Origin of the sequence: Guptibacillus sedimenti (assembly GCF_028610665.1) — a bacterium.
Taxonomy (GTDB): Bacteria; Bacillota; Bacilli; order Bacillales; family Guptibacillaceae; genus Guptibacillus; species Guptibacillus sedimenti.
Window position 1 is genome coordinate 883,643 of record NZ_JAQQWV010000001.1, and the last position, 24,665, is coordinate 908,307.

Consider the following 24,665-nt stretch of genomic DNA (forward strand, 5'->3'; position numbering starts at 1 on the left):
AGATCAGATTGGACCTATTTTTATTTATATCCGTAATCGTTGGGATGACGTTTATTTTTTTATATTTTGTAATGAATTTTGACTTGAAAAAGAAGAAGTTAGAGGTAGAGGAAAAGAAACTGGAATTGGAAAAGAGGAGGTTGGAAATCGACCAAGAATCTAAGGAACAAGGAGAAGAAAAGCTTTAAAAAGAGTGCAATGATTAAAAGGCCCTCAATATACTATTTATATATTGCTCGTATGTCGAGGATCTTTTGATATACGGACTGCCATCTCAAACATGAATCAGATGCTCAATACACAATATTTCAAAAAAACAAGTTGCTCTCACAATAAAACCTATGATAGAATAAATCTTGTCGACAGGAAATCGCTGTCATTATACGGGGCATTAGCTCAGCTGGGAGAGCGCTACACTGGCAGTGTAGAGGTCAGCGGTTCGAGCCCGCTATGCTCCATCTAAAAAACCCTTGTGTATCAAGGGTTTTTCTTGTGTATGAATTGTTGTATACACATCACAATTATTAGTTTGTTGACGATTTGTTGACCAAATTTTTATTTGGAGCATATTTATCAAATTGACTTGCGGTTTGCGTAGCTCTTTTCTTAGAAATGTGTCCATAGATATCTGAAGTGATTTTCGAACTTGAATGACGAGCACGTTTCTGAATGCCAGGTAAGTTTACATTATCTTCTTCCATCAAAAGAGCGACCATGCTATGGCGTAAGTCATGAAGACGAATTTTTTTCAGTTTGTATTTTTCAACTATTCGACTCCATTTTGTTGTAGGCGTTGTAAAATAGAGAGGACTACCTAATCCTTTATGAAAAAGATACTAGTGATCGCTCCCTTCCCAATATTCTGCTGCGCTTTCTTTTTCATTAAGCCACTCAGCTTTGTACTCTTTTAATAACTCCATGTACCATTCAGGCATGACGACTGATGCTTTAGATGATTTCGTATTGGGATCCTTTATAATAGGTTGAACGTTTTCGCTACCTACAATGTTATTTATAATTTCTATTTCATTAGTATCAAATAAGATGTTAGACCACTCAAGAGCTGTTAATTCTCCTCGTCTAAATCCGCCAAATAAAGCTCCTAAAAAATATACACGCCACATCAGTGATTCATGGTTTAAAGCTTCAAATACTTCTCCAAGATCCTCACTTGTGTAATACCTCATTTCTCTTTGTTTGACTGCTGGCTTTTTAACACCAGTCATCGGATTGTCTTTAATAATACGCCACTCGTATGCTCTGTTGAATACATTACAAAGCGCATCGTAAAATTTTCGAATAGAATCGGAAGAGAGTTTACCTGGACGGCCGTCTTTTCTTTCATTCTCGCCGGTTGCTTTATCATCTAAAAAACGTATGATTTGAATTGTTTTAATATCTCCAATTCTTTTAGTTCCAAATACAGGGAGGATGTGACTACGTAGAGAGCTCATATAGTTTTTAACAACAGTAGGGGATAATTCTTTAATTGCATAACGCTTGTACCATTCCTGAACGAAGTCACTAAACAAGTTTTTGTTAGGAGCAATATATTCACCAGCTTCGATTTCAATCTGGAATTTTGCCAACTCCTGTTGTAAGAAATTTTCTAATTTGCGTTTCGTTTTTAATAAAGGTTGATCAGTGATCCGTATTGTCTTGGTGCGTTTTTTACGCTTGCTTTTAGCATCATATCCGGCTTCTACCACCAACAGAAAAGAATTCTCTCCCCGTCTTTGGTAACTTCCCATATTAAATACCTCCTACTAAAACTTTAATAGAACAGAGTAATATAATAGGTGCTTTGGGTTGTGTAATTTTCTTCTTAATTAAAAAAACTTGTTAACTAGTTCGCAAAAACCTTGAAGCATATTTCCTAAACTCGCATGGTTGCTTTAGCATTTATCATTTTTAATTCATTAATAACATTGTAGCTTAAGCTACAATATGAAAATTTAATTTTCTAAAGCGTATTTTTGTAAGATGACAAATTTATGGGTTTATCCTTCTTAATATCATTATACGAACAAAAGTTCTTGGTATCAATGAGTAATACAATTCAATGGAATCTAAGTAATAGTCAAAATGTAAAAGGAAAAGTCATAGATGTTAAGACATATTAGAAAATCAATTATCATGGTCAATATTTTGATGAAGGAAGGGTTTTAAACGGTGGATATTGAATTTCTAAGTTATTCCAGAATAGGGCAGCTATCTGGAAAACTTGAAACTATTCAAACTATTCGTTTATTTTTAAAGTGTATAAACTAATATTTGGTTTTCTATCCTAAAGAAGGTATATTAATTCAAAGAATGATTAATAGGTTTAAAAAATACTTTCAGAATAGGAGGGTGCGAACAATATTCTAAGACTAAAAATCAGCAATAATTCTAATAATAAAGGATGGGGTATTTTAAATGGGGACTCAACCTACAAATGCAGGGATAGATTTCCAACAAAGAGTTTCAGGTTGGATATTATTTAATATGGTAGTAGAAATGGATTTATCAAATTCTATTGATGTAAAAGCAAATACATATATAAAACAGGTTGCATTTGAAACCAGGGATATCATAGATGATCTTGTAGTAACCACCAAGGAAAACGAGAAGTTATTCTTGCAAATGAAAAGAACAGCATCATTTACAAAAAGCGAAGATAGTGATTTCTATAAAGCAATTAATCAATTTGTAACACAATATATTCAAGAAGGTCAATCAGTAAATAGTTATATATTAGTAACTACTTCCAATACGTCTAGTCCAATTAAAAATGATCTTAGAAAAATATTAGAAAGTATTAGGCTCAATCCTTTAACATTTATTGAGAATCCCCTTAACAAAAGTGAAAAATCAGTGTTCGATAGGTTTAAGAGTCTAATTAAAGAGATCTATAAAAAAGTTAAAAGCGAAGAAATGAGTGAACAACAATTTTTGGATTTTTCTTCTAAAGTGATTATTTCTATTCTCGATATTGAAGATGGTATGGCTTTTGAAAAAAGTGTACTAACAGCACTTAGTAGTAAAATAGATAAAGTGTCTCCTCGATTCTTTTGGTCTTTTCTAATCTCAACTTCTCTTAGTTTTGCTTCAAGTAGAATGTCAGTCTTGTGTAATGAGTTAAAAGATAAATGGAAGGGATATATTTACAACCCCAATGAAATTGATAATAGTGGGGATGATGCGGAGAGGTTTTTTAGTTTTATACTAAATGAAGATAAGTTTTCATTAGGAAAAGATGTAGTTCTCGTTGAAGGAAGCGAAGAACTAAGTGAAGGCTTTTCGAATAAAATGTTACTTATGGAATTATATCGTTTTGATGAGGATGGCTCAAAGAGGATTAAGTTTATTGATAATGGTTTTATAATTCTAAAGAATGGAATTAAAATGAAGGTTTTACATAGGACTTCTACAAACGTAGGGATGGATAGATACTTAATAGAGAATAAGGAAAATCTGCCCTATGATGAACTTGTTATAGCTGAAGCTAATGGTATTGAGAATGTTGAGCAGGAGTTACCGGTGAAACTTCATAAAGAAATATGTCAAAAATACATAAAAGAAAATAAAAATGAGTTCATGAATTGTTTGCATTGTGGAAAAGGAATTTCTGAAAAATCTTATGCTATTGAGGTTGATGACTTATATGAAAGATCTATTCTAGGGGTTGTTCATATTGATTGTTTAAGACCAATTGATAGAGTATTAGGTTTCATCGATAGTGAAATATTTAATGAATATAATTATCTAAGAAAGTTTGATTATAATCTATGGATAAACAGTATGAAGGGTTCACAAGCTATGTTAAGTGGTTTGAAAAGTGTTAAAACTCCTTCTGTAGTTCATATGGCATGGAATCCATATGGAGGTAGTAATAATCAATTTAACAACTGTGTAAAGATAAATCTATCAAATGGAGATTTTGTATATATTTCAAATAGAGGAAAAGTTGATAGATTTAATAAAAGTGAAGCAAAGAAAGCAGCTAAACGTTTTAATGAATCATTTGAGAAGAGTGATCAAGATCCTTTTGGTTATACATCTGTAAATTATTTTTATGGAACCTACTCATATTTAATGGAAATTAAAAATGATAATGAAGATTTTTTAGAATGCGTTTCTGCTGAAGTTGAAAAGTATAATAAACATATTGGAATTCAATATAGTAAAAATATGAATTTTTATGCTCCACTATTGACTATTACCCTTTTAGAAAGTGAGGAGTTACTTACTTTAGACGGTTCTCTAGTTTTTTTAAGTGATCCCATGACATTAAAAAATTATTTGAATAACTGGAAGAAAATAGGCTTAGACCTAAAAGATTATGAGTTAAATATAATTTCAAGTGATGAAGACTTTGACAATATTATGAGAGAGTTCGATAGGAAGAACATGAAGGGGATAATAGATCCAATATTAAATATGAGGGGAGAATTAAGTCAAGGAATTCTCCTTGAAAACATAAATAAGCTTAAAATGGGTAGAGGAATGTGATCTTTCTAATAACTCATCTATAAAATTAGTTGGAAAATTAGGATGTAACGACCCGGGTGATATTCTGTTTTCGTTTAAGAAAATCAATTTCCTTGTTCATCAATCTCGGAGCTATCCTGGTACAAGGATAAGCGCTCATTTTCCATGTGGTTAAATAAATACGATAGGGAGATTAAATGTTAGATAAAATAAAGGACATTAAAATTGCTCTTAATAATAAAAGTTATTTATCAGCACTTGCACTATCTTTAACTTTACCTGATATTTGCGGGCAAATTGAGTATCCAGATTTAAAGAAAAAATGGAGAACGTAATATAGGAAAACAATATGCAGCATGGTTTAATAATTGGGTAAACCAATATTTTGCTGACAACACAGGTTGGACAGAAGATGGCTCTAAGGCAAAAGATCCATATTTTACAGGAGAGATGTGTTATCATCTACGTTGTCCTTTCTTACATGCTGGAAATTCAGATATAAAAAACTGGGGCGACAAAGAAGACGCAGATTTTCATTATTCATACGAATTTGAATTAGCTATAGGTGAAGCAGACAAAACTGGTTTATCTTGGGTGAACCCAACTAATAATAACTCGAAAATACTAAAGACAAACAAAGTCAGAGTAAATATCGACAAATTGTGTGAGTGCATTTGTCTATCTGCTGAAGAGTATTATCGAGAAAAAGACCCTAATATTTTCAAAGACCATAACATTAAATTAATAGACTTTAACAGGGGTATTTCTCCCATAAAGAAGGATCCCATTATTCAACTTAATGAAGACAAGTCTTCATAGGGGCTGTCGTTTCGGCTACTCTTATTGTTTTAAAGAAGTAAGAATGTTAAATAAGCTTTTATGTTAGCTTCGATTTGATTAATGATCTTCAGCAAAAGGGCGCTTTCCTGTAGCAAGGATCAGCGCTTATTTCCATTTTAGGGCCAGATTTAAGTGCATTAATGTTTTTTAGCTGATGCAATAAGTCCATTATTATCAATATTCGACTAAAGAAAAAAGCTCTCTAATCGAGAACTTTTTAAATAGATTTTGTTACTCATTGTGTACTTTTATAAAGTGGTAAAGAACTTGACTTAATTTCTGGGCTTCCTCACTTAATTGATCATTCGTAGTTATATGGTCAATAGCTTTTTTACAGAAATCCAATTTGTTTACTATAGTTCCTGAATCTGCAGCATAACTACCTCTTCTTTTCCTAGCCCCTTCTGGAAAAAGAGAATTTATAAAGGTACCTAAATGCATATTATTGTATTCTTCTTGAGTAAAGTCTTTGTTGGTTAGGTGTTCTAGTGTACTCTTTTCATATTCAGCAATTACTTCTCTTATTGTATCTGCTGAGAGTATATTCTCAATTTCTTTACATTCCAAACAATAATACCTTTCTCCTAGAACTTCTTTTAACTTTTCTTGCCGAGGACGCTTATCATCGCCGTCTTTGTCTGAAATCAAAAAAAGAGTGCTGCAGATTTTTTCAGCATTCATAGAAGCATGTCCTTCATCAGCCTCTGTTTCATCTTCATCTAGGAATGACCAATGAGTTATATTACCACCACTATATTCAACGAATGAATAGTGTATATCTTCTTTAAACTGTTTTAAATCAGGGTGAGATTCTTGAAATACTTTTAGAAACTGTCTTATATAAAACCTGTCTGTAATACCTTCAACCCATATGGTACAGTTAGATAGAAGAACAGCTGAATTTCTAACTCCAAGTTCTTGCAACACGCTCTTGTCCTCATTACTTACATTTTCTATAGAGAAAGTTGCATCTAGTTCTTCAGTAGGGTTTCCGGAATGTTCTCCTAATTCTTTTTTAAATTTATAGACAGATATCATATCCATATCAAGTGTCAAATCTAAAAAATGATTTGAATGGGTTGTGAAGAAAAATTGGTGATGTGCAAATTGCTCATCCATTATAATCTCAATAAATTTTCTCTGCATACCTGGATGTAAATACAACTCAGGTTCCTCAATAAATAATAGCAAGTTTTCTTCTAAAAACTTAAATAAAGGGAATGTTAGGATGATTAGTGATTGAATACCATCCCCTAATTCAAATATGTTTTTTTCCTTTTCTGTTCCTATTTTCACTTTTATTACATCTGAATTCCTAACGGGCGTAAGTGTAACTTGCTGTCCATCAAAGAAGCTTTCCGACAAGAATTCTTGAAATTTCATCATGTTGTACCTTTGCTGAACACTTCCTAATAACATGTCTGTTATTTCATCATAGAGATTAAGTCCAGTGTGTATTTCTAATGTTTCAGGTGCTTCTTTGAAGTAATCATTTTTCGTTCTTTCTTTATATACATCTTTCCCTGTATCGATTGTATCTACATATCCTCTAAGGCCACGTAAAGTCGGTATATAAACACGTTTAAAATTAATTTTATAACTCGTTCTTCCGGAAGGGGTTATTTCACCAATTTTTGATTGGTAATCATTTAATAATGCTTTTAAGTTAGCAATAACATGATCTCTTGCATTAGCTGCTCCTCCCATACTTGATTTTAAAGTGACAGATGATGAACTATTCAGTTCAATTATTTCATTAACTAATTTATGAAAGTGCCTAAATAAATCCTCATCTTCCTTTAAAAATGGAGTAAGTTCTGAAATTTTTATATCACTAATTAATTCGTTTACATTAAGATTACCGATGCCCTCAAAAGAACTTTTTGTTATAGCGCTAATTATTGCATCCATGAAATCTATTAGTATATTGTAATATTTCTCAACGTCTACCATTTCTTGTGGAGGCATAAATGAAAGACTTTTATCGATTGCAAATATTCCTCTAAGGAATCTACTTTTACCTGAATTATTAGATCCTACAAAGATATTGACTTTAGACAGGTTACTAATGACCTTCAAGTTATAGTCGGATCGTAAATTACTATTAACACTTTGTTTTTTTATGTGATGTCCCAAATTATTCACTCATTTCCTGTAAATGTTAATCTTATTATAAGTTATTTTCATGAAAATTTATCGTTAATGTAAGTTTTGGAAGATTATTAAATCTAGGAATAAAATCGTAATAAATCTAAATAAGCAAAATTAACCTCATTTAGATTCACCACGGTGGTCGCATCAGAAGAAAATATCATAAGACTATTTGGTACAGAGGTTTATATTCGTTCTTAAGCAATCGGGCGCAATTCATGAGTTTTAACTACCACCCTTGTTCCGTATCTCGGAGCTTTAATCTAATAAAATGATTTGCAAATATTGATATTTCTTAATAAGAGAATAGGAGAGGTTGATGAACAAGATATTACATGAAATAACTAATTTAATGAATCGTGTAGATAACAATATAGTCATTGGTATTTCAGGTCATGGTGCATCTGGAAAGACAACTTTTGCAAATAATCTTGTAAATCTCCTGGGACAACAAGGTGTAAATTATATTAATACTGATCCCTACATAATTGGTTCTAACCTTAGGAAGTACACATCTTTGGAGTATGAATATAAGAATGAAATTCATCGGCATAAAATGACGGCTTGTCACCCTAGTGCTCATAATCTATTTGCTTTAGAGAGAGACATTACTATGATGAGAGATGGTTTAGATTTTTATACAATTGGAACTGATTATATGAAGAGCTCTTTCATTTCTAAACAAAACAAAGTGAATATTGTAGAAGGTATGAGTGTCGCATTTATAGATCCAAATTTATTTGATTTAAAAGTTTATCTTTATACGGATGATCAAACTGAGTTATATAGAAGAAGTTTTCGTGATGTTTCTGAAAGAGGAAGAGATCTTAATCAATTAAAGCAATCTCACCACGAACGTAGAATTCAATATGAATTATTTATGCACCCTTATCATCGGAATTTTGATATTGTTATTAAAAACTCTGATGAAGAAGTAACTGTTGAAAAGAAAGTGCTTATGTTCTAAAGAGTTTAGTTATAGTTTTTATGAATAATCCTATTCAGCAATCTCGGAGCAATTGTTGAATAGGATTATTCTCCCCACATAAGTTTATTTACGAAAGGGTTTATAAAAATGTCTAATCCATATGATTGTATCACTGACTTTATTTTCGTTGAAACTGAAGTATCTGCAGCTGACGTCATATTAGTACCCGGTGCTAATCATCCACAGCTAATGGAAAAGGCTTCATGGCTATATAAAAATGGAATGGCTCCATACATTCTTCCGTCAGGCGGGTACAAACCCCACGTAGGTACATCTGAGTGGGAATATCTAAGAAAGGTTGGTATTACAAACGGGGTGCCTGACGAAGTTATCCTTAAAGAAGACGAAGCACAGCATACTTTAGAAAATGCCCGTTTTTCTTTAGAAGTATTACAGGGTAAAGGTATTAAATATGAAAAAGTTATCATTGTCTGTAAAGCAGGACATTCTCGAAGAGCATTGCTATGTTATCAGGATGCATTTCCAAAGAACACTAGTTTTATGGTTTCTCCAGTAGAAGATCGATTCGGAATTACTAAAGAGAATTGGTTTACTACGGAAGTTGGTATAAGCAGGATTATGACTGAGGTAGAGAAGATTGGTAAATACTTTGGAGATTTTATTCCGAAATGGGTGGGGCGATAAAATCTTGATACTGAGTCTTCAAAAAACTCGGAGCTATTTTTGAATAACTGGAGAAACCCCATTTTGAACGGTGGTTCCCTTTTTTAACTCCAATATTAACAATAAGCTTTAACATAGCTGAAAAATTAAAAGTAGAAGTATAATAAAACCTTTGCCTTTTATAAAATGAGTTGACTTAAAATAAACATAAGAAGTAAAATTCCAATTCCTAAAGCTCTTACTCCATAAAGTTGACTTTCTGACAATGCAGTCCCTTTCATACTCCTCCAAATGGGGTAAAAGAAGCCGATCACAGGAGCTGCGATTAATCCTATAGTCTTAGGGGGGAGGTACTGACCCCATCACACGAATCATATTATGTAATAACAAGTTATTAAGACTGATAGTGTAATGGTCGCCGAAAGATCTTCACTGTATAGAAAACTATTATTAAATGCAAAACTTAATTAAAATTCTATGTATCTGTTCACTAGTAGTTTGTTGAACTTTTGATAAGCTCTTCTTTTTCATGAGTACTTTTAGTGTACAGATTGTTAGTTAAATACAATTAATGTAAAATAATATCGTAACATTTATAATTAACCTAAATAACTTAGTTACTAAGCAATACCAGAAAGTACGATGGTAAAAAGGAGCAGTTCCACTTCAGTATTTATTAGGCTAAAGTAATGAAAAGTTTGAACTATAGACATATTTCCATGAAAGGAATTTTAAGTATGTGGATTACAAAAGATATTAATATACCAGATGAAGTTCTTGAGGCGCAAAAAAAGGGAGAACTTGTTATTTTTGCAGGAGCAGGTATATCTACTCCACCACCAGCAAATTTACCAAGTTTCGAAAAGTTAGCTATTGATATTTCACAAGGGTTGATTCCTTACGATAAATCCACCTCTATAGATACTTTTTTAGGAAGACTTAGTAACGGCGGGGTAGGTGTACATAAAAAAGCAATTGAATTACTCACTATACCCGAATCTGAACCAAGTTCTTATCATAAAAATATTTTGAAATTATTTTCAAAAAATCAAACTAGGATAGTAACGACAAATTTTGATGATCACTTTAATAAAGCTTCTAATAATCATGAATTATCTTTTTACTATGCCCCAGCCCTCCCGTTAGGTAGGGACTTTTCAGGTGTCATTCATTTACATGGTAGTGTAAATAAAAGCCCTAAAGAGTTAGTTTTAACCGATAGTGATTTTGGTAGAGCATATTTTACAGATGGTTGGGCTACAAACTTTTTGAGAGGAATGTTCTCAAACTATGTAGTTTTATTCATTGGCTTCAGTGCTAATGATCCTGTTATGAAGTACATTGCTACAGGACTAAATTCTAACAATCGAAATAGATATGCTTTCACTGAAGAAGGACTTAGTGATCATTGGAATCACTTACAAATTAAAACTATAGAGTATCCTGAAAAGAAACATGAATTGTTAGAAGCAGCAATAGAATCATGGGTAGATAGAACACAAATGGGAGTTTTTGAACAAAGAAAGCAAATCAAAGATATTGTTGAACAACCTCCCGAATACAATGAAGTTGATGAGAGTTATATAGAAGATCAATTGAAAAGTAAAATAGGCGCAAGACACTTCTTTGATTTAGCTAAAGATTTTGAATGGGTAGAGTGGATGATTAGAAATCAAATGCTGGATAATTTATTTATAAGTGAGTCCCCAAAATATGAATTTAATCGTATGCAGGGAGTGTGGTTTTCAAGTTTTATAGTAACTCAATCAGAGAGAATGATGGCAATTATAATGGAGAAAGGAGGGGGGAGTGAATTATTAAAACATTCAATTAACAGGGAAATTTACAGACGTGCACCAGAATTATCATCGAAATCAATTGGAAAATGGCTTCCTATACTTCTAAATCATATTAATTTTACCAAGAAGGTAGATAGTTTGGAATACATTGCTACTAAGTTGAATTACCCTCAAGACAAGGAAACTATACTTGTTTTAATGGATAATTTAACTCGTCCCATAACTACGTATAAAAGGAAATTTTCAATAACAGAAGCAGATGATGAGTTAGTAACAATTGATATTGATATTAAAGGGGATTCTTATTGGTTAGAAAAAGTATGGGAAAACTTAATCGAACCTAACTTGGACTATTATTCTATGCCTATATTGAATATATTCATTAATCAGATACAGATGATTACATATCTTCTTAAAACCACGGGACATGAGGCATGGGATCCTATTAGCTTCTCTCGTTCAGCGATAGAACCACATGAACAAGATAAATATCCTGAAAATACTGATTTCTTAATTGATAAGTGCAGGGATACTCTTAAATATTTAATAATGACTGACAGTTCTTTAGCTCAAACCTATATACAGCAGTGTTTATTAAGTGAAAGTCAAATATTAAACAGAATAGCAATATACGGATATATGTTAATTGAGGAAAGTAATTTTGATAAAAAACTTAATTGGCTTATAAAAAACAACTTATTATTTAAAATAGAATATAAGCATGAAGTATATCAATTTATCAAAGAAGTGTATCCAGGTTTAAGTGAAGATAGTAGAAAGAGATTCCTTGAATATATAGAAAACACATTAGAAGACAAAAAGTTAGCTCAACCTTCTAATAAAGAGTTATGGGAATATGAAAAATTTAATTTGTTTTATTGGATAACAACAGCAGATGAAAACTGTGAAAAAGCCTTAAAAGCTTTTAGAGTGCTAAATCAAAAGAATTCTTTTGTAATTAGAGAGTATCCTGACTTTACACATTGGACTTCTACTGGAGGTGTTTCTACTCAAAAAATTGAAATTACTGAAGGAGAAATAAAGTCAAGAAATCCAAGAAAGAAAAAGGATTTAGATTGGCTGATAAACTATAATGAAAATGTTGAGAAGGACTCCTTTTTCGGTAAGAGAGAGCAATTTTTAAATTTAATAAGTTCCACAGTAGAAAAAAATAAATTATGGAGATGGAAGTTAATTAATGCTATATCTGATGACAAGATTAAACAAGATACAGATCTTTGGTCAGCAATCTTGAGGGGGTTATCTGAAGTAAATTTAAGTGATAAAGAATTATTGAAACTATCAAAATCGATTTACCATTTTTGTGATATTAAAGTATACAGAAATGAAATATCTCATTTCTATAATAATGTTTCTAGATTTCAGTTTAATAACTTCCAAGGGATTATTGGGTGTATTATTGAGATATATGATTTAATATTTAACTCATTCCAACGCTCAGAGATTATTGAAAACAAATCACCTTATATAGCTGCCATTAATCATCCGATAGGAAAACTAACAGAGTTTTTTTACTTTGTTTATACTAAATCCTTTAATGATGATGATAACTGCATTCTTGTAATGAAGGAAATTAAAGATAATGTTTTCTCTAAATTATTTGATAATAAGGTTGAACAAGCATTAGTGGGGAAGATGATATTAGCTAAACATATTCATGCTCTTATGACTATTGATGAAAAGTGGTTTACTCAAGAACTAATACCACTATTTAATACCACAAATGATATCGAAATTGCTAAAAAAATGTGGGATGCCTATGTACACGGGGGACGGTGGAATGAGAGGTTATTAAAAAGTCTATTCGAAGGGCTGGAAAAAATTCTTTCTATTACAGAAGAACTGAACGAAGTTACACAAGAAGGGATATATAGATTATGTGTATCGATATTATTTTACTCACCAGGATATAGTAAACAATTGAAAAATTATTTTTTAGAAGCAGGAACAAACCAACAGTTTGAACAATTAATAAATCATATTGCTATAATTTTACGACAGTTAGATGAGAAAGCTATTACTAAAGCATGGGAAGAATGGTTGAAAGATTATTTGTATTTGCGATTGAATAATCTACCAATTGCTAGTAATGATATGGAAAATAAAAAACTTGTTAGTTTGTTTGTCCCGTTAGAGCCGGTAATAAAGGAATATACAAAATTATTGAACGATGCTAATGAACTAGAAAAAGATAATGCTCTAAATATTATTTATGAAATTTATCAAAGCGAAATTGCTCATAGACATCCATATTTACTGTTAGAATACCTGGAGTTTATTCTAAGGAATATTGACTGGGAAGACACTGATATAAACGTGTATTCCAATGAATTATTTGATGTACTGGAACAGATCTATGAATTCTTAGAAGAGGAAGATTCGAACTTTCCACTAATTCTTGAACAAGTGGCATCCTTGAATATACCAAGGGCAACAGAATTGTTAAGTAATTATAATAATTCTTTCCACAGATGATTCAATAAAGATTATCGATCTTCAATCTTCAATGATTTTATCGGACTAGATATCGTTTTAAGCAACCCACGCCAAAGTAAAACAGATGAAACAAAAGTGTGCTTCAGCTTCTGCGTTAATCTTAATAACATTGAGAAAACCCACTTCTTTAATGAATGGATTTTTCTTGGTTGTATATATATTGTCGAAGTAAAATGTTTTGCTGTTTAGTTCTGATATTACCTTTCAAAGTTCAAATCTATGTTGACGAATTGTTGACCTAATTCGTCAACAACCATATTATCGTATCATATTCAATCCTAAAGCAAATTCAATAAATCCCAGGACACTAGTATTTTTCAATTAATATTCCATTTCATAATACTCAGGAATCATGACTGGCAGTGTAGAGGTCAGCGGCTCGAGCCTGCTATGCTCCATCGATAAAACTTTGCATAATAGAAAGAGCCTTTCATCGTTCAAATTGAACATATGAAAGGCTTTTTCTTATTTGATTAATAACAGTCCTAATTAGCTTAACTTAGGGAATTATTGTTAAAATAACACTTAGAATGTTATGAAAAATTTCTCGGGAACGATATTATTCTGTTAGACCTATTAAAAACTTAAGTAACCTTTCAGCTTTCAACAGTAGTATCAACGAGGAAAAGGAGGAACTATTTCATGAAACACCGCAACTTAGGAAATACAGGAATAAAAGTCTCCGAGATTGGATTTGGAGCATGGCAACTAGGTAATGAAAAAGATTGGGGAAAGATGACAGAGGATGAAGCGATTCATTTAGTGAGGAACGCGATGGATTCCGGGTGTACTTTCTTTGATACTGCTCCTAACTATGGAGCTGGGAAAAGTGAGGAACTGCTTGGAAAAGCGTTTAAAGGAAAAAGAGAACAGGTGGTTATTAGCAGTAAATGTGGACATCATTCGAATGGTGAACAAAACTTCGAACCTGAAAAATTGATGAGCTCAGTAGAAGATAGTTTACGAAGGTTACATACTGATTATCTTGATAGTCTACTTCTTCATAACCCGCCCTTCTCAACTCTTAGTGGAAGCAGCCCGCAGTTTGAAGTATTGGAAAAACTAAAGAAGCAAGGGAAGATCAGAGCATATGGAGCCTCGGTCGATACTGGAGTAGAGATGGATGAACTATTAACTATTACGGACAGTCAGGTTATTGAGGTTATGTTTAATCTCTTTCATCAAGAACCAGCAGCTGCGATACAATCAGCTGAACGACAAAGGGTTGGCGTGATTACCAAGGTTCCTCTTGATTCCGGATGGCTGACAGGAAAGTACGATAGGAATAGTCGATTTAGTGGAATCAGAAGCAGGTGGAGTGCTGAAGAAATTGAGCGAAGAGGAAGGTTAGTCGAACAAGTTCGTCGTATTCTGGGGAATGATATTTCTATGGCACAAGCAGCACTGCAATTTATTCTTTCTTATCAAGAAGTGTCTACCATTATCCCTGGAGCAAAAGATATTGAACAATTCAACCAGAATGTAGCTGCATCAGAAGGCAGCTTATCAATAGAAATGATTAACGAGTTAAAGGGGGTTTGGGCAGAAGAAATAAAGGATTACAAGCTACCCTGGTAAATCTGTTCAGAGAAAGAACCGTTTAGTAACGTATTGAGGCTCAAGCACCTTTTTTCTTGTAGCACTTTCTAATTCACGGTAACGCTTTACAAGGAATAATATCATATCCTGAATCTAAAAATCACTATAATAGAAAAAGCCTTTCATCGTTCAAAATGAACATATGAAAGGCTCTTTATTATATAGAAAAAAATTCAATTGTCACCTGACCATCTCCATTACCAATACCGGGGATATTGACTTGATTAGTGCCATTATTTTGAGAGCCGCCCCCGCCACCTCCACCAATGGAATCGTCTGTACCACCTGCGCCACCACCACTAAACCCTCCGGCGCCACCGCCTTCAGCAAAGCCGCCACCCCCGCCTCCGCCGAAGCCACCGTCAGAGCCATTAAACCCTGTGCCGCCTGCACCTCCATTAAAGATCGATTGCCCGCCAGATCCTAAACTACTTGCGCCATCTCCTAGTGGACTTGGTAGAATACCTGCACCGCCACCACCGGAAAACGCATTGGTGTTACCGCCTCTTCCATTTACTCCACCTGTGCCGCCGGGATTGCCATCCGTTCCACTGCTTGTAAGGGATGCATTTACTCCAGGGAGTCCTTCAACTGTGCTAGCACCCCCGCCACCGCCTGCTGCGATCAAAAGGGTTGAAGGAGTGACAGGTCCTGCTCCTCGCCAAACAAAACTGCCGCCACCACCCCCTCCGTTAAATAATCCGGGGGAACTTAAAGCGGTTTTTCCCTGTTGGCCAACCAATATACTTAGTGTTTCACCAGGTGTAACGGGAAAGTCTCCTTCGATCGAAGCGCCTAGTCCTGGGGTTGAAGTTCCACCACCACCTGAAGCACCAATGGCTTGTATTTTTGCAGTAGTTGCATCTCCTGGCACAGTCATTGTAATCACTGATCCTGTAAACTCAAACGTCCGTTGCACAGTAGGGATTTTTATAAAACTCGTCACATGATTACAATCAATAAAAATAGGTAAGTTATCCAAAGTTTTACCTATAATACAATCATCTTTTACAGTATCAAATCTAATGATTACCTTTCCGTTTTTAAAGAAGAGCACGAGCAGTGTGTTCGTTTTTAGCTTTTTTAATTCTTTATAAATACAAGACGAGCAATGTTTTCTTAGTTTGTCCATATATGTTTCCTCCCTCTTCTAGCAATTTCACTAATCCTATACTATTCAAATCTTATTCGTATGTATGGTTAACTGACTAAGTCGTGAGGGGGGAGGAAGTTATGGTGGAATTTCGAACAGTGATTCTCATTTGCCGGAAATCCAGAAATGAACATATTGGAAGAAGTATATGGTAACAATATGAGAGACATGTACGATGTATGGAAACGAATGAACCATGTATCAGTCTATTTTTTAGTTGTTTTTTCATAACTGTTTTATACAAAGAGGTGTCTATATGCTCTCGTTTATCGGAACAGTACTCATATTGTTTTTAGTGACCATTGTGGTCATACGATCTATGGGGAAATCCGCCTTAGCTCAATTTACCCCACATGATTTAACAGCCCTATTTTTTATTGTCACCCTGGCGATTAAAGCCATCAAAGTCGAAGGGGTTATTCAAGCATTAATAGGGATTGTGATTATCATTATCATACATATCTCACTATCAAAATTAAGTCTATACAAACACCTCAATCGATTTGTAATTGGAGAACCAACGATTTTGATAAAACATGGGAAGTTAATCAAAATGAATCTGAAAAAAAGTCGCTTTTCTTTGTCAGAATTATTATCAAGTATAAGAAGCAAAGGCTATGCTGACGTGACCAATATTCAATACGCTATTCTTGAACCAAATGGAGAAATTAGTGTCCTTCCAAAAGAAGAGTCTATGCCTGTGACACCCAAAATTTTAAATTGTGATGTCGATTATAGTGGTCTTCCTATTGCGGTTGTCATTGAGGGGAAAATACAATATAAAAATTTAGAACTCATTCATAAAGATAAAGAGTGGTTATTAAACGAAACCAAAGCAGCAGGTGTTTCAAATATAAAACATATTTTTTATGCTTCGGTAAGAGACGATGATTACTCCTTAACCGTAGACAATGGTAAAGGAAACCTCGGAATATTAAAATAGGAAGGGATAAAACAAAGTGACTATCAACTAAAGTATTGAAATGCAGGGTAAATCAGCAAAACATGAAAGGGTTAAGACTAGTGAGAACGTCCCCAACGATGTTTAATAGCTGAATAACAGAAAGGTCTGATTCCATTTTTGGGATCGGGTCTATTTTTTATAATATTAGTGGTTTTGAGGTTTAGTTAATAGAAGCCGGTTTTCACAGATCCTCACACCTTCAGTCATATTCAAATCCTATATTGTGCATTAAAAACTCGGAAAATAAAAGTTATCACAATACTAATACGGTTTCTCCTGTATAGTTAAAGCATAATACAGGAAAAGTGTAGGCGGACCTAAATATAACCAAGGGGGAAATAGAATGCGAAAGATAATCTTATCGACCGAAAGCGGTGCCGACGTACCGGGTGACTTAGCTGAAAAGTACGATATTCAAGTCGTTCCCATGCACATTATTATGGATGGTAAGGATTATTTAGACGGTTCATTGCCGGTCCAGAATATTTATGACTATTACGAACGCACGAAGAAAATCCCTTCTACTACCTCTACAAATGCACATGAGTATCAAGCGTTTTTTTCGACGATAAGAGAAAATTTCCCAGATTGCATCATTGTACATATTGGTTATACATCAAAAGCATCTTCTTCATTTCAAAATGCTGTCATTGCTGCGGAAGAATTTGAAGACATTTATCTCATTGATGCATTGAACGTTACTGGTGGATTAGCTGCAATTGTGTTGTATGCTGCTAAGTTTCTAGAAAAAGAACCCGGCATTGAACCGGAGCGCTTAGTTGAAAAAATAGAGGCAATCGTTCCTAAATCAAGACTGGCTTTCATCCCAGGCAGTCTCGATTTTCTTAAAGCGGGAGGACGGGTAAGCAATATGGCTTCACTGATTGGAGCGCTGTTGAAAATAAAGCCGTGCATTGAGTTGAAGGATGGAAAGCTGATGTCTACAAAGAAGTACCGCGGGAAAATGATCGGAGCTAGTGAAAAACTTTTGAGAGATTACTTAAATGAATTCAACATCGATCGAGAGCAGCTTTATCTTATTTACTCCATCGGACTCGATGAACGGATCAAAGAGCGGATGGGTCAGGTTGCCAAAGAAAACGGATTCCAGAATATACGTTGGATCCAAGCGGGCGGTATGATTTCGACTCATTCTGGAGCCGGGGGCTTCGGGATAGCAGGATTAGAGAAATAATAAACGCTAGACTAGTATTGAATGCAAAAAATTCGATACAGCTAATTACGATAAAAAAACCGCCTGGAAAAGCCCCAGGCGGTTCCTCTATCTACCTCACTCATCATAATGAGGATAACTAACCAAGTTAGTAAAAATCCGATACCCACCAGGAACCTGATTCTGAATCTGACGGTACCATACTAAGTTCGTATAAATGTACGTTCCTTCACCATAGTCTGCTTTCAAAATTCCGCCTTCAAATGCCTCTTCCCCTGGATCAGCGACGCTAACGTACGTTTCAAATTCATCTGACCAGTTCATTGGGAAATAGAGGCCTCTTTCTTGAACCCAGCCATCCCAGTCTGATTGCTTAATCTTGTTTGGATAATTAAAGATTGTCGCTTCTGGCTTTAATACGTTAATTGGAGCATCTTCATCGGTGACGCGCCACTCGATCGAGGGCTGTCCGATTTCTAGTTCATATGGTGCGGTAGTGTTCGTGTCCCAGTTATCCCATGGTTTGTTGTATTGCACGACAAGGTGACCGCCATTGTTGACGTATTCGAGTAAGCGCTCGTTATGCTGTAGCAAGTCTTCTCTTGAAAGATACGCTCTGATTCCAGTGACGATCGTATCGTATTGAGAAAGATCTCCTGATGCTAAGTCCTGCTCGGTTAATTGGGTAATATCCATGCCGACATTCGATAACTGATCTGCCACCTTATCAAATCCGCTATCGACATATCCGATTTTAAGATCCTCAGGATAGTCGAGCGGGAAGGCTACGCCGTTAACCGCGGCATCTGATACATAATAGTTTGTGCCAATATGATCGTACTGAATGATTTGGACGTTTTTACTAAGTATTTCGTTTCCAATCTGAGCTTGCGGAACGATCTGGAATTCGCCTTCTTCTACATTTTGTGGAGGCGTTAGTGTAAACGAAATGGTTTTCATTTGTTCATCAGATCCAAATGAAACTTCCTGAGATTCAGGTTCAGCTGTCCATCCTTCTGGTAACTGAAGGGAGACGTCTGTTTCAAGAGCACCTTCCGCAAATTTTTCCACTTCTACATTCATCGTAACGTTTTCTTCAATGTCTTTTGTGTTAATCACTAAGTTTTCAGGAGAAGGTTTCACAGATACCTCTGGTAGTAGGGCAACGCGTTCTTTTGGAGTGAAGGCTTTTGTAACAGTTTGTCCTTTCACCTTAAAACGAATATTTGCTTTTATCGCATCCGGTGTGTAGGCATCATAATAGTTTCTTGACGTAGCTTTTACATTATAATCAAACTTTACCTGATCTCCCGGTGTTAAAGAGGAAGAATGATGCTGTCCGTTTACGACCCAGTCTTCTGGAATGGAAAGGGTAGCAGATAGATCGTTGATTTTAGATGTGCCATTATTCGCAATCGAAACGCTTATATTTGTTGTATCATCCGGTGTTAGTTGTGGATCGGCAACCTCAACATCTACTTCCAACTGTGCAGCTGTAAACATTGTGTTTGTTAGCTGTTCTTCTTTTACTTGAAGCTTATGATTTAGAGTGTTTCTTAAATCATCAGATAGCTTGTTGTCTTTCTCCATCTGCTTCATGAGCTTTTGAAGCTGCTTGTACGCATTTTCAGCTTGAGTAAGCACGTTCTCGTGGTTAGGATAGGCACTTTTCACCTTTTCAAGATCCTTTTGGAGATGGATCAGCTTTTGTTTATATTTATTGCCGCCTTTTGAAAGGGTGTTAGCGTAATCCGTGAAATCATAGGGAATGTTTTCGTAGATACTTTCTTCCTCTTCCGGAATATCGCCAACTGTTGATTTAACTAGCTGAAGATTTACGGTTTCTGGGCCATCTCCAACATCTCTTCCCATTCCTTGGGATTCATGTAAGTAACGCGCTTTTTCACCAAGTTGCGGGTAAGTCATGTCATAGTGTTCGTCATAGATTCCGATTTGGATAGAAGTTGTGGTTTGTTCTTCTGTTTCAGCAGGGAGGTAGAGTTTCTTTACTTGCCAGGTGGTTAAGCCATCTTCAAGTTGTTCAGGAAAGACAGAAGAGTCGGCTGCATCTTCAAATGCTTTTTGGGTGAGTAATGTCATGGCGCGATGGTGGCCGTGCTGGGTGTCAACGTTGCGAAAAGAGGGCATGATGATGTCTGGTTTAAATGTTCGGATGTCGTGAATTAGTCGTTCGTAGGTTTCCGTTTCTCCCCATTTGTTCAGCGTTTCTTCAGGGGTTTTGGAGAAACCAAAGTCTTTGATGCTGTCTTCAAAATCTTCGTTTAAGAAATAGGTTTCGATGCCAAGTACTTTAGATGAAGCTTGCAGTTCGTTTGTGCGAATGATACCTAGTCCATCGCCAAGCTCGCTGCCGATTTCATTTTGACCACCCTGGCCACGAGTGGAGAGTAGAAAGGACGTGTCCACACCTTGCCCTCTTGATAAATAAGCGAGGAAATGACTCCGCTCGTCATCAGGATGGGCACCTGTATTCATGAAACTTGCTGTGGTTGTTAATGGAACGACAGATTCCCACAATGCTAAGTTTGCATCCTGTGTAGATGACTCTTCTGCAAAACTAATGGAGCTTGTTCCAAAGGCAGAAAGGATCAAAACCAACGATAATAAAAACTTCCCCAGGTTCTTCAAATAAATCCTCCTTCGTCTCCTGAATGAATTTAGTTAGTAACAGAATATAACTAACTTAAAACCATTATAAGCAGATCAATCCAATAAATGGAACCTACTTTTGTACTGTTTGGATAGTCATATAGTCACGATTTAACAAAATAAATAAAATTTTCTAAATTTATATTAAAAGATAGCAATTAGAAGCATTATTGAGCAAAATAACTCTCAGTTTGTAAGAAAGGGCATAAACAGTATTTTACATTTTTTTGATCAGCCTTTATAAATGAAAGTAATCGTTAGTAAGTAACCTTAACTAACTAAGGATGTTTCTGCTTGTTTTTTATCATTTATAAAGGAGTACACATTTATGCAAAAGGGCGATGCCGCATCTATCAAAAATATAAATAAACAACTTGTGTTGACGTGTATTCGCGATTTTGAACCGATTTCTCGCTCGCAGATTTCCAAAAGGATTCAAATTAGTAAACCCTCTGTTTCACTGATCGTTGAACAATTGTTACAAGAGGGGTGGATCGAGGAGAAAGGACCGGGTGAATCGACGATTAGTGGGGGACGGAAGCCTGTTCATCTCGTTTTTAATCCTAAAGCAGCTTATGTGATTGGCGTCGATATCGGCGGCACAAAAGTAGCTTCTGGGGTGACATGTTTAAACGGAGAGGTTCATGCTTATCGGGAATTTTCCACAAGTGAATACCTTGAAAAAGATTTGTTTAAGCGCTTACAAAGAGACGTAAATAGTATGCTTCATGATTTACAGTTAAGTAATGAGAAAATCCTTGGAATGGGAATTGGTGTCCCAGGTGTAACGAACGTGGAACATGGCATTGTATTGGATGCCCCTAGCTTACGTTGGAAGCGGTATCCCGTTCGGAAAATAGCGAGTGAGTACTTTCCGTTTCCAATCTATGTTGAAAATGACGTCAATACTAGCGTTCTTGGTGAGCAGTGGCTTGGTGCCGGAAAGTCGCTACAAAATCTTATTTTTATCGCGGTAGGTACAGGAATAGGCAGTGGGATGATTATTAACGGAAAACTGTTTCGAGGCAGTCGTTACAGTGCGGGTGAGATGGGATATTTAGTGACAGATTTTCAAAGTGCAAAAAGCTATCATCCGACTTATGAGGGCTATGGATTTCTTGAGAGTGTCGCAAGTGGTTCATCCATCGGTCATAAACTTTCTGAAATAAAGAACACGCCGTTAACGGCAAAAGAAGCTTTTATTAGTTGGAAAAAAGGGGACAAGGTTGCGAGTGAAGTGGTTGAAAAAGCAATCGAACATTTAGGGTTTGGGATCGCTAATTATGTGTCTTTATTTGATCCAGATCTCGTCATTATAGGAGGTGGTGTAAGCGAGTCATTTGAGGATTATAAGCATTCGTTAATTGAAATTGTAGAGCATTTCACACCACAGAGCTGCAAAATTGTACCGTCAACGTTTGGAAAGGAAGCCGGAATTGTTGGGGCAGCGGCGCTATTCCTTGAAGAACATGATTCAATTATCCAATTATGAGAAGGGGGAAATGAACGTATGAAACGTCAATTTCGATGGATGATGTTAATTACCATGCTAGTGTTCGGCATCATCCTAACAGGGTGTATGGCAGGGAATGAAGAAGCGAGTAGCGATGGGGATTCTGGGTCTGAAAGTGAAGGTGATTTGGAAGATAAAGTTGTCGTCTATTCCCCGCACGGTAAAGATATTTTGAGTGAATTCGAGAAACAATTTGAAGCGGAATATGATGTAGACATGGAATTTCTCGATCTTGGTTCACAGGAAATTCTAGACAGGGTTCGCTCCGAAAAGAATAATACTCAAGCGGATATCTGGTGGGGTGCACCTCAAGTGATGTTCGATGAAGCCAAGACGGATGAGCTTTTGCAGAAGTATGAGCCAAGCTATGCCGGTTCTTTAGATGATATGTACTATGATGAAGAATGGTATTGGACAGGCACTTCTCAAACACCTGAAGTTATTCTTTACAATAATAAAGAAATTTCCGAAGAAGAGGCTCCAAAAGATTGGGATGATCTCGTAGATCCGAAATGGAAAGATGAATTAATCATTCGTTATCCACTTGCTTCAGGTACTATGCGTACGATTTATTCTTCTATCATCTATAAGGATTACAAAGAGACGGATAGCCCAGATGCTGGGTATGAGTGGCTACAGAAATTAGATGAGAATACGAAAGAGTACGCTGCCAATCCAGAGATTATGTACAATCAGGTAGCGAAAGGCGTAGGCAATCTATCGGTTTGGAATATGCCGGATACCGTTATGCTAGCGGAAGAGAAGGGGTATCCGTTTAGCTATGTGATTCCTGAGAGTGGAACGCCAGTCTTAACAGAAGGAATTGCGATTGTTGAAGGTGCGCCGCATCCAGAAGCAGCGAAAGCTTTTTATGAGTTTGTTAATTCAGAGGAAGCAGCCAAGCTACTAGCTGAGAAATATTATAGAATTCCAACGCGTGATGATATTAGTGATCTTCCGGAGTGGATTGAAGAAACAGAAATCAATGCGATGGAGATCGATTGGGAAGTTTTCCAGGAGAAGTCTGATGAGTGGATGGAATACTGGGACAACAATATTAAAAACAGTGAAAAGCAAAAAGAAGAGTAGATCTCCAGAAAGAGGAGTTGTTGGTTATGACAGCAGTAACCTTATCTAATATTACAAAACAATTTGGCGATGTCACTGCCGTGAAAGAGTTGGATATCACGATTAAAGAAGGGGAGTTTTTTACTTTCCTTGGACCAAGTGGATGCGGAAAAACAACAACTCTTAGGATGATCGCAGGATTTTATTATCCTTCAGCTGGGAAAGTGAAATTCGATGATCGTGATATGACGACAGTGTCACCAGAAAAAAGAAACACGGGCATGGTTTTCCAAAACTATGCCCCTTTCCCTCATATGACCGTTTTTGAAAATGTGGCCTTTGGGTTAAAAGTAAGAAAAGTGAGTAAAGCTGAGGTGAAAAGAAGAGTAGAAGATGTGCTAGAGAAAGTGCGATTAAAGCAATTTATTGAACGTCAAGTGAGTCAGTTAAGCGGTGGACAGCAACAGCGCGTCGCTTTAGCAAGGGCTCTCGTCATTGAGCCGGATATTTTATTGCTTGATGAACCATTAAGTAATCTTGATGCGAGATTACGAGATGAAATGAGAAATGAAATTCTCCGTCTGCAGCGTGAGTATGGCATTACCACAATCTATGTCACGCATGATCAGGTTGAAGCCCTTACGATGAGTGATCGAATCGCTGTCTTTAATGTGGGGAATTGCCAACAGATTGGAACGCCAACTGAAATTTACAATCAACCGGTAAATGATTTTGTTGCTGAATTTATTGGCGAAACGAACTTGTTTGAAGTGAAGCAAAGGGATGGAGGTCTCCTTTGTGAGGATTTGAATCTTCTTGTTCATGCGGATCCCCCTGGCGAGGAAGTATTCAGTAAGAATGAAAACTTTAAAATGTCCGTTCGTCCAGAAGCCATTATCTTATCAAAAACAAATATAGAAGGTGTGAATGTTTTAGAAGGAAAAGTGGATCTTGTTCAATTCACAGGTGAGTCGGTTCATAGCTTCATCAAAGTTAATGAAGGTCACGCCACATTAAAAGTAACCGATTTAAACCGTGGACCGAGTACATATCTCCAAGAAGGATCTGATATTTATGTTCAACTACCACCTGACCAGGTTCGAATCGTGCCAGTGGCGAAGGAGTGATATTG

The 24,665-nt window shown here is 35.6% G+C and carries 16 protein-coding genes, 1 tRNA gene and 1 pseudogene; 13 read left to right on the plus strand and 5 right to left on the minus strand.

Annotated elements, in window-relative coordinates; genetic code table 11:
- The first annotated feature begins 8 nt into the window (after positions 1-8).
- A complete protein-coding gene (locus tag PQ578_RS04355; RefSeq protein ID WP_273832342.1) occupies positions 9-188 on the plus strand; it encodes a hypothetical protein in 180 nt (59 codons plus the stop codon).
- A gap of 197 nt (positions 189-385) precedes the next feature.
- Positions 386-458, plus strand: a tRNA-Ala gene (locus tag PQ578_RS04360).
- Positions 459-524: 66 nt separating this feature from the next.
- Here the strand turns inward: PQ578_RS04360 and PQ578_RS22475 are convergent.
- Positions 525-824 (minus strand): annotated as a pseudogene (locus PQ578_RS22475) (tyrosine-type recombinase/integrase); the annotation flags it as partial.
- A gap of 12 nt (positions 825-836) precedes the next feature.
- On the minus strand, positions 837-1,751 hold the full coding sequence (locus PQ578_RS04365; RefSeq protein WP_273832343.1) for a tyrosine-type recombinase/integrase: 915 nt from the start codon (positions 1,749-1,751) through the stop codon (positions 837-839).
- A gap of 667 nt (positions 1,752-2,418) precedes the next feature.
- Here PQ578_RS04365 and PQ578_RS04370 point away from each other — a divergent pair.
- Together PQ578_RS04370 and PQ578_RS04375 are read left to right on the plus strand one after the other, a co-directional pair.
- Positions 2,419-4,494, plus strand: a complete 2,076-nt coding sequence (locus PQ578_RS04370) for a hypothetical protein (protein WP_273832344.1) — start codon at positions 2,419-2,421, stop codon at positions 4,492-4,494.
- Between the two features lie 176 nt (positions 4,495-4,670).
- Positions 4,671-4,808: a hypothetical protein gene (locus tag PQ578_RS04375; RefSeq protein WP_273832345.1), complete on the plus strand. Its 138-nt coding sequence runs from the start codon at positions 4,671-4,673 to the stop codon at positions 4,806-4,808.
- Between the two features lie 736 nt (positions 4,809-5,544).
- Here PQ578_RS04375 and PQ578_RS04380 read toward each other — a convergent pair.
- Positions 5,545-7,449 (minus strand): AAA family ATPase, encoded by a 1,905-nt coding sequence (locus PQ578_RS04380; RefSeq protein ID WP_273832346.1) that lies wholly within the window; start codon positions 7,447-7,449, stop codon positions 5,545-5,547.
- A gap of 334 nt (positions 7,450-7,783) precedes the next feature.
- Between PQ578_RS04380 and PQ578_RS04385 the strand changes: the two genes are divergently transcribed.
- The 4 genes from PQ578_RS04385 (at position 7,784) to PQ578_RS04400 (ending at position 14,970) form a co-directional block, all read left to right on the plus strand.
- On the plus strand, positions 7,784-8,431 hold the full coding sequence (locus PQ578_RS04385) for a uridine kinase family protein (RefSeq protein ID WP_273832347.1): 648 nt from the start codon (positions 7,784-7,786) through the stop codon (positions 8,429-8,431).
- A gap of 108 nt (positions 8,432-8,539) precedes the next feature.
- Positions 8,540-9,097 carry a YdcF family protein gene (locus PQ578_RS04390; RefSeq protein ID WP_273832348.1) on the plus strand — a complete coding sequence of 186 codons (558 nt, stop codon included), beginning with the start codon at positions 8,540-8,542 and terminating at the stop codon, positions 9,095-9,097.
- A 716-nt stretch (positions 9,098-9,813) separates the two neighbouring features.
- On the plus strand, positions 9,814-13,371 hold the full coding sequence (locus PQ578_RS04395) for an SIR2 family protein (RefSeq protein ID WP_273832349.1): 3,558 nt from the start codon (positions 9,814-9,816) through the stop codon (positions 13,369-13,371).
- 663 nt (positions 13,372-14,034) lie between these two features.
- Positions 14,035-14,970, plus strand: coding sequence for an aldo/keto reductase (locus PQ578_RS04400; RefSeq protein ID WP_273832350.1), 936 nt, complete (start codon positions 14,035-14,037; stop codon positions 14,968-14,970).
- Between the two features lie 178 nt (positions 14,971-15,148).
- Here PQ578_RS04400 and PQ578_RS04405 read toward each other — a convergent pair whose 3' ends face one another.
- Positions 15,149-16,123, minus strand: a complete 975-nt coding sequence (locus PQ578_RS04405; RefSeq protein ID WP_273832351.1) for a hypothetical protein — start codon at positions 16,121-16,123, stop codon at positions 15,149-15,151.
- A 277-nt stretch (positions 16,124-16,400) separates the two neighbouring features.
- Here PQ578_RS04405 and PQ578_RS04410 point away from each other — a divergent pair, with 277 nt between their 5' ends.
- Together PQ578_RS04410 and PQ578_RS04415 are read left to right on the plus strand one after the other, a co-directional pair.
- Positions 16,401-17,087: a DUF421 domain-containing protein gene (locus PQ578_RS04410; RefSeq protein WP_273832352.1), complete on the plus strand. Its 687-nt coding sequence runs from the start codon at positions 16,401-16,403 to the stop codon at positions 17,085-17,087.
- 364 nt (positions 17,088-17,451) lie between these two features.
- Positions 17,452-18,303: a DegV family protein gene (locus PQ578_RS04415; RefSeq protein ID WP_273832353.1), complete on the plus strand. Its 852-nt coding sequence runs from the start codon at positions 17,452-17,454 to the stop codon at positions 18,301-18,303.
- Positions 18,304-18,399: 96 nt separating this feature from the next.
- On the opposite strand, the gene PQ578_RS04420 is transcribed toward PQ578_RS04415, so the two are convergent.
- Positions 18,400-20,931, minus strand: coding sequence for a PIG-L family deacetylase (locus tag PQ578_RS04420; protein ID WP_273832354.1), 2,532 nt, complete (start codon positions 20,929-20,931; stop codon positions 18,400-18,402).
- Between the two features lie 349 nt (positions 20,932-21,280).
- Between PQ578_RS04420 and PQ578_RS04425 the strand changes: the two genes are divergently transcribed.
- From PQ578_RS04425 to PQ578_RS04435, 3 genes are read left to right on the plus strand one after another with little or no spacing between them, the layout of a single operon-like run.
- Positions 21,281-22,444, plus strand: coding sequence for an ROK family transcriptional regulator (locus tag PQ578_RS04425; RefSeq protein WP_273832355.1), 1,164 nt, complete (start codon positions 21,281-21,283; stop codon positions 22,442-22,444).
- An 18-nt stretch (positions 22,445-22,462) separates the two neighbouring features.
- Complete coding sequence (locus PQ578_RS04430; RefSeq protein ID WP_273832356.1) at positions 22,463-23,554, plus strand: extracellular solute-binding protein; 1,092 nt, start codon at positions 22,463-22,465, stop codon at positions 23,552-23,554.
- A 26-nt stretch (positions 23,555-23,580) separates the two neighbouring features.
- Positions 23,581-24,660 carry an ABC transporter ATP-binding protein gene (locus PQ578_RS04435; RefSeq protein WP_273832358.1) on the plus strand — a complete coding sequence of 360 codons (1,080 nt, stop codon included), beginning with the start codon at positions 23,581-23,583 and terminating at the stop codon, positions 24,658-24,660.
- Positions 24,661-24,665: the final 5 nt, after the last annotated feature.

Coding starts and splice junctions, on each gene's coding strand:
- PQ578_RS04410 (WP_273832352.1), top strand. CDS start 16,401: ATGCTCTCGTTTATCGGAACAGTACTCATATTGTTTTTAGTGACCATT.
- PQ578_RS04375 (WP_273832345.1), top strand. CDS start 4,671: ATGTTAGATAAAATAAAGGACATTAAAATTGCTCTTAATAATAAAAGT.
- PQ578_RS04425 (WP_273832355.1), top strand. CDS start 21,281: ATGCAAAAGGGCGATGCCGCATCTATCAAAAATATAAATAAACAACTT.
- PQ578_RS04365 (WP_273832343.1), bottom strand. CDS start 1,751: ATGGGAAGTTACCAAAGACGGGGAGAGAATTCTTTTCTGTTGGTGGTA.
- PQ578_RS04405 (WP_273832351.1), bottom strand. CDS start 16,123: ATGGACAAACTAAGAAAACATTGCTCGTCTTGTATTTATAAAGAATTA.
- PQ578_RS04385 (WP_273832347.1), top strand. CDS start 7,784: ATGAACAAGATATTACATGAAATAACTAATTTAATGAATCGTGTAGAT.
- PQ578_RS04430 (WP_273832356.1), top strand. CDS start 22,463: ATGAAACGTCAATTTCGATGGATGATGTTAATTACCATGCTAGTGTTC.
- PQ578_RS04390 (WP_273832348.1), top strand. CDS start 8,540: ATGTCTAATCCATATGATTGTATCACTGACTTTATTTTCGTTGAAACT.
- PQ578_RS04370 (WP_273832344.1), top strand. CDS start 2,419: ATGGGGACTCAACCTACAAATGCAGGGATAGATTTCCAACAAAGAGTT.
- PQ578_RS04400 (WP_273832350.1), top strand. CDS start 14,035: ATGAAACACCGCAACTTAGGAAATACAGGAATAAAAGTCTCCGAGATT.
- PQ578_RS04415 (WP_273832353.1), top strand. CDS start 17,452: ATGCGAAAGATAATCTTATCGACCGAAAGCGGTGCCGACGTACCGGGT.
- PQ578_RS04435 (WP_273832358.1), top strand. CDS start 23,581: ATGACAGCAGTAACCTTATCTAATATTACAAAACAATTTGGCGATGTC.
- PQ578_RS04395 (WP_273832349.1), top strand. CDS start 9,814: ATGTGGATTACAAAAGATATTAATATACCAGATGAAGTTCTTGAGGCG.